This window comes from Burkholderia sp. SR8 (assembly GCF_052851275.1).
On record NZ_JAULUC010000044.1, the window covers coordinates 15608 to 27369 of the forward strand.

The 11762-nt window shown below is 68.4% G+C and carries 10 protein-coding genes; 9 read left to right on the forward strand and 1 reads right to left on the reverse strand.

Annotated elements, in window-relative coordinates; all coding sequences use genetic code 11:
• Positions 1-163 precede the first annotated feature (163 nt).
• The 8 genes from Q3A80_RS31010 to Q3A80_RS31045 all read left to right on the forward strand — a co-directional run bounded on the left by Q3A80_RS31010 (position 164) and on the right by Q3A80_RS31045 (position 10343).
• A complete protein-coding gene (locus Q3A80_RS31010) occupies positions 164-994 on the forward strand; it encodes a p-hydroxycinnamoyl CoA hydratase/lyase (RefSeq protein ID WP_446332593.1) in 831 nt (276 codons plus the stop codon).
• 71 nt (positions 995-1065) lie between these two features.
• A complete protein-coding gene (locus tag Q3A80_RS31015) occupies positions 1066-2514 on the forward strand; it encodes an aldehyde dehydrogenase (protein WP_446332594.1) in 1449 nt (482 codons plus the stop codon).
• Positions 2515-2525: 11 nt separating this feature from the next.
• Complete coding sequence (locus Q3A80_RS31020; protein ID WP_446332595.1) at positions 2526-4445, forward strand: feruloyl-CoA synthase; 1920 nt, start codon at positions 2526-2528, stop codon at positions 4443-4445.
• Positions 4446-4659: 214 nt separating this feature from the next.
• Positions 4660-5865, forward strand: a complete 1206-nt coding sequence (gene mhpT / locus Q3A80_RS31025) for a 3-(3-hydroxy-phenyl)propionate transporter MhpT (protein WP_446332596.1) — start codon at positions 4660-4662, stop codon at positions 5863-5865.
• 66 nt (positions 5866-5931) lie between these two features.
• Positions 5932-7080, forward strand: a complete 1149-nt coding sequence (locus Q3A80_RS31030) for a porin (RefSeq protein ID WP_446332597.1) — start codon at positions 5932-5934, stop codon at positions 7078-7080.
• A 33-nt stretch (positions 7081-7113) separates the two neighbouring features.
• A complete protein-coding gene (locus tag Q3A80_RS31035) occupies positions 7114-8838 on the forward strand; it encodes a tannase/feruloyl esterase family alpha/beta hydrolase (RefSeq protein WP_446332598.1) in 1725 nt (574 codons plus the stop codon).
• Between the two features lie 234 nt (positions 8839-9072).
• Complete coding sequence (locus tag Q3A80_RS31040; RefSeq protein ID WP_446332599.1) at positions 9073-9690, forward strand: 3'-5' exonuclease; 618 nt, start codon at positions 9073-9075, stop codon at positions 9688-9690.
• Between the two features lie 26 nt (positions 9691-9716).
• Positions 9717-10343: a uracil-DNA glycosylase gene (locus Q3A80_RS31045; RefSeq protein WP_446332600.1), complete on the forward strand. Its 627-nt coding sequence runs from the start codon at positions 9717-9719 to the stop codon at positions 10341-10343.
• 30 nt (positions 10344-10373) lie between these two features.
• On the opposite strand, the gene Q3A80_RS31050 is transcribed toward Q3A80_RS31045, so the two are convergent.
• On the reverse strand, positions 10374-10850 hold the full coding sequence (locus tag Q3A80_RS31050) for an Lrp/AsnC family transcriptional regulator (RefSeq protein ID WP_446332601.1): 477 nt from the start codon (positions 10848-10850) through the stop codon (positions 10374-10376).
• Between the two features lie 180 nt (positions 10851-11030).
• On the opposite strand from Q3A80_RS31050, the gene Q3A80_RS31055 reads away from it, so the two are divergent.
• Positions 11031-11762: pyridoxal-phosphate dependent enzyme (locus tag Q3A80_RS31055; protein WP_446332602.1), on the forward strand; the 732-nt coding region annotated here is incomplete at its 3' end.

Below are 11762 nucleotides of genomic sequence, written 5' to 3' on the forward strand. Positions count from 1 at the left end.
CCGACCGCTCCCCGATTTCCGCAGCGCTTTCTCCGCTTTCCGCTCCGGGTTTACACCGGCGCTCATGTCGCTTGCAATATCAGGTAGCCTGATATTAAATGAAGCCGTCCGCAGCAGGAATGCTGCGCACCGAATCGCACAGGAACGAACGACAGGAACCGACATGAGCAAGTACGACAACCGCTGGCAGACCGTTGAAGTGAAAGTGGAGGCCGGCATCGCGTGGGTGACGCTGAACCGTCCGGAAAAGCGCAATGCGATGAGCCCGACGCTGAACCAGGAAATGCTGCAGGTGCTCGACGCGATCGAGTTCGACGACGAGGCGAAGGTGCTGGTGCTGACCGGCGCGGGCGCCGCGTGGACGGCCGGCATGGATCTGAAGGAATATTTCCGCGAGATCGACGGCGGCTCCGACGCACTGCAGGAAAAGGTGCGCCGCGACGCGTCGGAATGGCAGTGGCGCCGCCTGCGGATGTACAACAAGCCGACCATCGCGATGGTGAACGGCTGGTGCTTCGGCGGCGGCTTCTCGCCGCTCGTCGCGTGCGACCTCGCGATCGCGGCCGACGATGCGGTGTTCGGGCTGTCGGAGATCAACTGGGGCATCCCGCCGGGCAACCTCGTCAGCAAGGCGATGGCCGATACGGTCGGGCATCGCCGCGCGCTGCACTACATCATGACCGGCGACACGTTCACCGGCGCGGAAGCGGCCGAGATGGGCCTCGTGAACAGCAGCGTGCCGCTCGCCGACCTGCGCGACGCGACGATCGCGCTCGCCGCGCGGCTGATGGACAAGAACCCGGTCGTGCTGCGCGCGGCGAAGCACGGCTTCAAGCGTTCGCGCGAGCTCACGTGGGAGCAGTGCGAGGATTACCTGTATGCGAAGCTCGACCAGGCGCAGCTGCGCGACCCGGAGCGCGGCCGCGAGCAGGGCCTGAAGCAGTTCCTCGACGACAAGACGATCAAGCCGGGTCTGCAGGCATACAAGCGCTGAGACAAGCGCCAAAGCAGCCGCCGGCGCAATCGCCGGCGTAATCGCAACAGACAGGCAAGGCAGGAGACGACATGACCGACAGACGGATGCTGATCGGCGGCGAGTGGTGCACGGCCCGCGACGGCCGCACGTTCGACCGCTTCAACCCCGCGACGGGCTCACTCGCGTCGCGCGCGCCGGCGGCCGGCGTGGCCGACGCCGACGCGGCGATCGACGCCGCGCACCGCGCGTTTCCCGCATGGGCGGCGCTCGCGCCGACCGAGCGGCGCCGCCGGCTGCTGAAGGCGGCCGACCTGATGGACGCGCGCATCGACGAGATCATCGCGACCGGAGTGGCCGAAACCGGCGCGACGCCGGGCTGGCTCGGCTTCAACGTGACGCTTGCGGCGAACATGCTGCGCGAGGCCGCGTCGATGACGACGCAGATCGACGGCGACGTGATCCCGTCCGACGTACCGGGCAATCTCGCGCTTGCGATGCGCGTGCCGTGCGGCGTGGTGCTCGGCATCGCGCCGTGGAACGCGCCGGTGATTCTCGGCACGCGTGCGCTGGCGATGCCGCTCGCATGCGGCAACACGGTGGTTCTGAAGGCCTCCGAAGCATGTCCGGGCGTGCACACGCTGATCGGCACGGTGCTGGACGAAGCGGGGCTCGGCGCGGGCGTGGTCAACGTGATCACGCATGCCGCGGCCGATGCGCCCGAGCTCGTCGAACGGATGATCGCGCATCCGCACGTGAAGCGGATCAACTTCACCGGCTCGACGCACGTCGGCCGCATCATCGCGCGCCACGCGGCCGCGCACCTGAAGCCCGTGCTGCTCGAACTCGGCGGCAAGGCGCCGGTGCTGGTGCTCGACGATGCCGATCTCGATGCAGCCGTCGATGCGATCGCATTCGGCGCGTTCTTCAACCAGGGGCAGATCTGCATGTCGACCGAGCGCGTGATTGCCGCGCGGCCGATCGCCGATGCGCTGGTCGAACGGCTGACGGCGAAGGCCCGCGCGCTGGTCGCCGGCGATCCGCAGGCCGGCCACGCGCTCGGCACGATGGTCGATGCGGCCGCCGCCGCGCGCGCCGCGTCGCTGGTCGCGGATGCGCGTGCGCATGGTGCGCAATTGCCGCTCGGCTGCCGTGTGGAAGGCGCGACGATGCAGCCGGCGATCGTCGACGGCGTCACGCCCGACATGCGGCTGTATCGCGAAGAATCGTTCGCGCCGGTCGTCGCGATCCTGCGCGCGGACAGCGACGACGAAGCCGTCGCGCTCGCGAACGACAGTGAATTCGGGCTGTCGGCGAGCGTGTTCAGCCGCGACATCGCGCGTGCGATGGCGGTCGCGCGCCGGATCGAATCGGGGATCTGCCACATCAACGGGCCGACCGTGCACGACGAAGCGCAGATGCCGTTCGGCGGCACGAAGGCGAGCGGCTATGGCCGCTTCGGCAGCCGCGCATCGATCGCCGAATTCACCGAGCTGCGCTGGATCACCGTGCAGACCGCACCGCGACACTACCCGATATAAGCGAGCCGACAATGAATGCAGAGAAGGCGCCGCTTCAGGCCGCCCAACACGCCGACGCCGTGCGCTATCGCGCGGCCGCCGTCGCGGTCGGCGCGGCCGAGATTCGCCGCGCCGACGACGGCACCTGGTACCTGCGCTCGCGCGAACCGCTCGGCGATTACCCGACGCGCATCACCGACTGCCTCGTGCGCGGCGCGCAAGCGCATCCGGACCGCGTGCTGGCCGCGCGGCGCGGCGCAGACGGCCGCTGGATCGAGATCACGTACGCGCAGATGCTCGAGCGCGCCCGCGCACTCGGCCAGGGGCTCGTCGATCTCGGGCTGTCGGCCGAGCGTCCGCTCGCGGTGCTGTCCGGCAACGATCTCGAGCACCTGCAGATGATGTTCGCGGCGATGCTGGCCGGCGTGCCGTACTCGCCGATCTCACCCGCGTATTCGCTGGTGTCGACCGACTACGGCAAGCTGCGTCACACGCTCGGCGTGCTGCGGCCGGGCGCGGTGTTCGTCGCCGAACGTGCGCCGTTCGCGCGTGCGCTCGACGCGACGTTGCCGGCCGATGCGGCGCTGATCGTCGCAAGCGATGCCGATGCCGCCGCCGATGCGGACGGCCGCGCGATACCGCTGTCGCGCCTCGCCGCCACCGTCCCGCGCACGATCGACGCGATCCACGACGCGGTCGGCCCCGATCATCTCGCGAAGATCCTGTTCACGTCCGGTTCGACGAAGCAGCCGAAGGCCGTGCCGACCACGCACCGGATGCTGTGCAGCAACCAGCAGATGCTGCGCCAGACGATGCCGGAACTTACGCGCGAACCGCCGGTGCTGGTCGACTGGCTGCCGTGGAATCACACGTTCGGCGGCAGTCACAACCTCGGCATCGCGCTGTACAACGGCGGCACGCTGTATATCGACGACGGCCGCCCGATGCCCGGCCGCTTCGACGAAACCGTGCGCAACCTGCGCGAGATCGCGCCGACGATCTACTTCAACGTGCCGAAGGGATGGGAGGAGCTGACCACGGCGCTCGAACGCGATGCCGAGCTGCGCGACACGTTCTTCTCGCGCGTGAAGCTGTATTTCTTCGGCGGCGCGGGGTTGTCGCAGGCTGCGTGGGACCGGCTCGACCGCGTGACCGAAGCGCATTGCGGCGAGCGTATCCGGATCATGGCCGGCCTCGGAATGACGGAGGCGTCGCCGTCGTGCCTGTTCACGACGGGGCCGCTGATGCGCGCCGGCTATATCGGGCTGCCCGCGCCCGGCTGCGATGCGAAGCTCGTGCCGTGCGGCGGCAAGCACGAACTGCGTTTCAAGGGGCCGAACGTGATGCGCGGTTACTGGCACGCGGACGTCGATCCGCGCGACGTATTCGACGACGAAGGCTACTACCGCAGCGGCGACGCGGGCGTCTTCGCCGATCCGGCGCGGCCGGAACTCGGGCTGCTGTTCGACGGGCGGCTGACCGAGGACTTCAAGCTGAGCAGCGGCACGTTCGTCAGCGTCGGGCCGTTGCGTGCGAACGCGGTGTCGAGCGGCGCGCCGTACGTGCAGGACGTCGTCGTCACCGGCATCAATCGCGACGACATCGGCTTGCTGGTGTTTCCGCGCGTCGATGCGTGCCGTGCGCTCGCGGGGCTCGGTGCAGAGGCGTCGGTGACCGACGTGCTGCGCGCGCCGGCCGTGCGGGCGGCGTTCGCGGCGTGGCTCGCCGCGCTCAACCGGAACGCGAGCGGCGGTTCGACGTTCGTCGCGCGGATCCGGCTGATCGACACGCCGCCGTCGCTCGATCTCGGCGAAGTGACCGACAAGGGTTCGCTGAACCAGGCGGCCGTGCAGAAGCATCGCGCGGCGACGATCGATGCGCTGTACGACCCGGCGCGGCGCGATCCGGACGTGATTTACGCACCGGCAGCACGCAGCGGTAGCGAGCAGTAAGCGGCAAGCAGCACCAGGCAGCACCAGGCAGCAACCCAGCAGGCACAACGACCGGCCGGCCATGACACCGGCAGGCATTCTTGCGGCCAGTGAATCAGGTTGCCTGATAAGGCGACCGTTCATACGACACCTCGCGCGCCGATTCGCCACTGGCCGGCGGCGGCGCGCGGCGGCCGTTGCAGGCCGACCGACTTCAAGACATGGGACTGGAGACATGAACACTTACGTTGCCGAAAAACCCACGGTCGCGACCACGCTCGCGCTGTGTTTCGCGATCGCACTCCTCGAGGGGCTCGACCTGCAGTCGGTCGGCGTCGCCGCGCCGCGGATGGCGCGCGAATTCGGGCTGTCCGTGTCGCAGATGGGCATCGCGTTCAGCGCGGGCACCTTCGGGCTGCTGCCGGGCGCGATGCTCGGCGGGCGGCTCGCCGACCGGATCGGCCGCAAGCGCGTGCTGATCGCATCGGCCGCGCTGTTCGGCCTGCTGTCGATCGCCACCGCGCAGGTATCGACGTTCGCGATGCTCGTCGTCGTGCGCGTGCTGACCGGCATCGGCCTCGGCGGCGCGATGCCGAACCTGATCGCGCTGTCGTCCGAAGCGGTCGAGCCGCGCTCGCGCAGCAGCGCGGTCGCGACGATGTACTGCGGGATTCCGTTCGGCGGCGTGATCGCGTCGCTGATCGGCGTGCTGCTCGCCGGCGACACCGAATGGCGGCACATCTTCTACGTCGGCGGCGTGGGGCCGCTGCTGCTCGTGCCGCTGCTGGTGTGGTGCCTGCCGGAATCGCGCGCCTATCTCGACGTCGCCGGCACGCAGACCGCGCGCACCAGCGTCGCACGCACGCTGTTCGGCGACGGCCGTACGACGTCGACGGTCGCGCTGTGGGTCAGCTACTTCTGCACGCTGATCGTCCTGTACTTCCTGCTGAACTGGCTGCCGTCGCTGATGGCCTCGCGCGGGCTCGATCGCGCGCACGTCGGCCTCGTGCAGATCGCGTTCAACGTCGGCGCCGGGCTCGGCGCGCTCGGCATCGGCGCGGCGCTCGACCGGATGCGCGCGTCGCGCGTGGTCGGCGGCATGTATGTCGGGATCGTGCTGTCGCTCGCCGCACTCGCGGCAGCGCCCGGTTTCGGCTCGCTCGCGGCGGCCGCGTTCGCAGCCGGGATGTTCGTCGTCGGCGGGCAGTCGGTGCTGTATGCGCTCGCGGCGATCTACTACCCGACCGCGATGCGCGGCACCGGCGTCGGCGCGGCGGTGGCCGTCGGCCGGCTCGGCTCCGTCGTCGGGCCGCTCGCGGCCGCGACGCTGCTCGCCGCGGGCCGCAGCGCGCCCGTCGTGATCGGCGCGAGCATTCCCGTCACGCTCGTCGCGGCCTTCGCCGCATTCGTGCTGATTCGCTGTCCGCAAGCCGGCGACTGACGTTTCGTTTTTTTCAATGCGCGCCGTCAGAGCGCGCAATTCAACACGGTCTGGAGACGCAACGACATGAAAACGAAGACAAGGAACGGCCTGCTGGCCGCCGGCGCGTGCTGCGCGCTCGCCGCGCCGGGCGCGCACGCGCAGTCGAGCGTGACGCTGTACGGGATCATCGATACGGGCGTCGAGTTCGTGTCGCACGCGAACGCAGCCGGCGACCACGTCGTGCGGATGCCGGGCGTGACGGGCGAGCTGCCGTCGCGCTGGGGGCTGCGCGGCACCGAGGATCTCGGCGGCGGCTATCAGGCGGTGTTCACGCTCGAAAGCGGCTTCAACGTGCGCGGCGGCGATCTCGGCCAGGGCGGCCGGCTGTTCGGGCGGCAGGCGTTCGTCGGGCTGAAGGGCGGCTTCGGCACGGTCGCGTTCGGCCGCCAGTACACGATGACGTACCTCGCGCTGCAGGGCGCCGACATCATCGGCCCGGACATCTACGGGCTCGGCTCGCTCGATGCGTATGTGCCGAACGGGCGCACCGACAACGCGGTGACCTACGTCGGCACGTATCGCGGCGTGACGTTCGGCGCCGCGTATTCGTTCGGCCGCGACGGCGCGGGTACCGGCAACTCGCCGGGGCAGGGCACGTGCGCGGGGCAGGTGCCGGGCGATGCCACCCAGTGCCGCGACTGGTCGGTGATGCTCAAGTACGACAGCGCGTATTTCGGCGCGGCGGCGTCGTACGAGGAACAGCGCGGCGGCACCGGCGCGGCCGCGAACTTCTTCGACGGCATCGCGCCCGTCGCATTCACCAGCAGCGGCGGCAAGGACGCGCGCACGCACGTCAGCGCCTATGCGCAGGCGGCCGGCGCACGGATCGGCGCGGGCTGGATCGGGCGGCGCGTGTCGACCGGTTCGCCGGCGGCGCCCGGCGCGCATTCGGACCTGTTCTTCGTCGGCGCGTCGTATGCGGTGAAGCCCGATTTCGTCGTCGACGGCGAAGGCTACCGGATCGTCAACAGCGCGCACGACACGCGCGCGACGATGGCGACGCTGCGCGCGACCTATCTGCTGACCAAGCGCACAGCCGTCTACGCGCAATCGTCGTATCTGTGGAACAGCGCGCATGCACGCTACGCGGTCAGCGGCGGCGGGGCCGGCACGACGCCCGGCGCAGGGATGGGGCAGCTCGGCGCGATGGTCGGCGTGCGGCACATGTTCTGATCCAGCGGCGTGACGAACTGAACGGGAGTTATCGTGAACAGAAAATCTGCATTCCTTTGTATCGCGCCGCTGTCTGCCGCCGCGATGCTCGCCGGTTGCGGCGGCGACGATTCGGTCAGCTCCGCGCCGACGCACCTGAGCGCCGCGACGCCGGCCGCGATGGCGCAAACCTGCGACGCGCTCGCCGCGAAGCTTGCGTATGCGAACACGTCGTTCACGTCGGTGACGACCGCGGCCGCCGGCGCGCTGCAAGTGGCCGGCAAGCCGATCGCCGAGCACTGCGTGATCGAAGGGAAGATGAACGAGCGCGTGAGCGCGGTGGACGGCAAGACCTACGCGATCGGCTTCGAGATGCGCCTGCCGAAGGCGTGGAACGGCCGCTTCTTCTACCAGGCGAACGGCGGGCTCGACGGCAACGTGGTGACCGCGACCGGCGAGATCGGCGGCGGCGGCCCGCTGACCGACGCGCTGGACCAGGGCTTCGCCGTGATCAGCTCGGATTCCGGGCACAGCGCCGCGCAGAATCCGCTGTTCGGCCTCGATCCGCAGGCGCGGCTCGACTACGGCTACGGCGCCGTCGACGCGCTCACGCCGATGGCGAAGCAGGTGATCCGGCTTGCCTACGGGAAGACGCCCGACCGCAGCTACTTCGGCGGCTGCTCGAACGGCGGCCGTCACGCGATGGTCACCGCCGTGCGCAACGCGGGCGACTACGACGGGATCATCGCCGGCGATCCGGGGTTTCATCTGCCGAAGGCGGCGATCGGCGAAATGTACGGCGCGCAACAGTTCGCGAAGATCGCGTCGGCGACCGGAACGAACGGGCTGCCCGACATCCGCAGCGGTTTCACCGATACCGAACGCCGGTTCGTCGGCGCGAAGATTCTCGACAAGTGCGATGCGCTCGACGGCGCGACCGACGGGATGGTGCAGGACGTCGCCGCGTGCCAGGCGCATTTCAGCGTCGACACGGACATCCCGACCTGCGCGAACGGCACGCGCACCGGCGCGTGCCTGACGACCGCGCAGAAGAGCGCACTCGAGAACGTGTTCGCGGGCGCGCGCAACAGCGCGGGCACGGCGCTCTATGCGAGCTTTCCGTACGATCCGGGCATGTCCGGCGCCGGCTGGGCCGCGTGGAAGCAGTCGAATTCGGTCACGCTCGACCCGGCCGCGATGGCGTTCACGTTCATGACGCCGCCGAAAACCGCCGCGACGCTCGCGAACCTCGCCGGCTTCGCGCTCGGCTTCGACATGGACAACGACGCGCCGGCAATCTTCGCGACGAACGGCACTTACACGCAATCGTCGTGGTCGTTCATGACGCCGCCCGACGAGACGAACCTGTCCACGCTGAAGTCGCGCGGCGCGAAGATGCTCGTCTATCACGGCACCGGCGACCCGGTGTTCTCGTTCAACGACACCGCCGACTGGTACGCGCGGCTCGCGCAGGCGAACGGCGGCGATGCGTCGAGCTTCGCGCGCTTCTATCCGGTGCCGGGGATGAACCACTGCTCGGGCGGGCCGGCCACCGACCAGTTCGACATGCTGACGCCGCTCGTCGCGTGGGTCGAACAGGGGCAGGCGCCTGTGGCGATCGTCGCCGCCGCGCGCGACACGACCAACGCGGTGCCGAATGCCGACGTGCCGACGTCGTGGGGAGCGGGGCGCACGCGTCCGCTGTGTCCGTATCCGCAGGTCGCGCGCTACAACGGCTCGGGCGACGTGAATTCGGCGGCGAGCTTCAGTTGTCGTTGATGTAGGCAACGGGAATGTACCGACGCGCGGAAGCGCCGGTACATTCGCCGCGGTTCGAAAGCGGATGGAGGAGCGAGCGCGCCGGTCCGTCCGGATGGAAACGGCGCTGCGCCGCGCATGACGGTCGCGTTTGCCGCCCGACGCGGCATCCGGAGATACACTGTGGCGCTTTCGCGTCGGCGAGACACGTCCGGACCGACGTGCGCCGCCACGTATCTTTCCTCCGATTCGACCATGCAAACCGTAGCGGTACTCGACTTCGAAACAACCGGGCTATCCCCGAATATGGGAGACAGGGCGACCGAAATCGCCGTGATCCTGCTGCGCGACGGCGAAATCGTCGACCGTTACCAGAGCCTGATGAACGCAGGGCGCCGCATTCCGTCCGACGTCGTCGCACTCACCGGCATCACGAACGAGATGATCGCGTCGGCGCCGCCGGTGTCGAAGGTGATGAAGGAAGCCGCTGCATTCGTCGGCAGCCATCCGGTCGTCGCGCACAACGCCGGTTTCGACAAGCGCTTCTGGCAGGCCGAGCTCGGGATGCTCGGCATGGCGGCCGACCATGCGTTCGCGTGCACGATGCTCGTCGCGCGGCGCATCTATCCGGATGCGCGCAGCCACCGGCTTTCGAGCCTGGCCGACATGCTGCGCCTGCCGCAGTCGGGTCGGGCTCACCGCGCGATGGTCGATGCGGAAATCGCGAGCCATCTGTGGTGCCGGATGCAGCGCGACATCGGCGAGACGTACGGGCTGCGGCAGGTCGATCACGGACTCATGTCGCGACTGCAGACGACGAGCAAGGCGAAGGTCGCGACGTTTTTTGGTTCGCTGGCCGGCGGCGCGCGCTAATGCGAAATCTCTTGCCCAATCTAACGATGGACTACATCAATACACCGAGAACGTTGAAGTACTCGGAGGCAGTCATTGCGCGCCGCATGATGCTCAACGAACCCCATGTTGAACCACTGACCGCTTATGTTGAGTCGCTCCGTGCAAAGCATCCGACATGGGAGTTTCAAGACTTTGACCCGGCGGATGGCGGAGTCGAAGCGGACCTGCTCTTTCTGTTTGAGAAGCCCGGGCCGATGACTTCAAGAACGAGCAAGCGTCATGGCTCGGGATTCATCTCACGGGATAATGATGATCCGACTGCCGAGGCCACCTTTCGCTTCATGGCCGAAGCAAACATCGACCGAAGAAGGACTGTTATCTGGAATATCGTCCCCGGTTGGAATGGAACGATCAAGGTAAGCTCGGCAGAGTGCCGCGAAGGATTCGCGGAGCTGAAGAATTTCGTCGCCCTGTTGCCACGACTGAAAACGGTCGTTCTGGTGGGACGAAAGGCCAGCAACGCTGAAGCGTTCATGAAGTCCTTGGGCCTGCGGGTAGTTACATCGGCGCATCCCTCGCCGAAGGTTCGCAGCATTAACCGGCCGATGTGGGATCTCATTCCCCAGCAATGGGCCGCGGCCGCCAAACCTGATGGTGAAGGAGCCCACTGAGATAGCGATGCTGTTTCTGGAATTGGTGAATCACTCCCCCAGATCCACCGGCACCTCGAGCCCCACCTTCACGCGGCTCATGCTCACCAGCGTCTTGAACCGCTTCACGTTGTTGTTCGCGAAGAACAGCTCGCGCGTGAGCGCGTTGTACTGATCCATGTTGCGCACGGCGAGGATCAGCACGAAATCCCATTCCCCGGTCACGTAGTAGCACTGCTGGATCTGCGGGCAGCGCTCGAAGGTCCGCTTCATCGCATCGAGCTGGTCGATCTGCTCGCTCTCGACCTCGACGTTCACGACGATCGTCAGCGGATGATCGACCTTCTCCGGCGCGACGACGGCCGTATAGCGCGCGATCACGCCGTCTTCCGCGAGCCGCCGCAGGCGGCGGTTCACGGCGGCGGTCGACAGGTTCACGCGCGCGCCGAGTTCGTTCTGCGGCGTATGTGCGTCGCGCTGGACTTCCATCAGCAGCTTGCGATCGAACGCATCGAGTGGGGTAGGCATGATGGCGCGGGCGACCTCGAAAAATGAGAATTTTTTGCGTCCGGACCGCCGAATTGGCGATTTTGTTGACCGGCCTGCGCAATATTATTTTCGGACCGACGGCGAGCGCAACCCGTATGCGCCCGCACCGCATCCACCGACGGGCCGCCCGTACGGCCCCTTTCCCGAGCCCTTTCCGCCATGCTGATCGCCAACCCGCGCGCGTCGCGCACCGACTATCCCGACACGCTGCGCCGCGTGATGAACATCGCCGCGGCCGACGAGAGCGGCGCGTGGCTCGCGCATTGGCCGCTCGTCGGCGCCGCGCGCACGCCGCTGCGCACATTGCCCGACCTCGCCGCGCGGCTCGGCGTGGCGAGCATCAGCGTGAAGGACGAGGCGTGTCGCTCGCCGCTCGGCAGTTTCAAGGCCCTCGGCGCGCCGATCGCGCTGATGCGGCTCGTGAAGCGGCTGCGGCGCGACGCCGATTTTGCTCCGCAGGGACTGATTACGGGCCGCTACGCGGCGTCGCTGGCCGACCTGACCGTGATCAGCGCGACCGACGGCAACCACGGCCGCGCGCTGGCCGCCGCCGCGCGCGCGATCGGCTGCCGCTGCGTGATCGTGCTGCACGCGCACGTCGACGGGGAGCGCGAGCGCGCGATCGCCGCGCACGGCGCGCGGATCGTCCGGATCGCCGGCAACTACGACGAATCGGTCGTCCATGCGGCGCGGCTCGCGGACGCGAACGGCTGGCACGTGGTGTCGGATACGTCGTACGACGGCTACGAAGCGATTCCGCGCGACGTGATGCAGGGCTACGGCGTGATCGCGGCCGAGGCGCTCGCGCAGCAGGCGGCGGGCGCGGTCGATACTGGCGGCAACGGCGGCAACGGCGGCAACGGCGGCAACGGCGGCAACGGCGGCAACGGC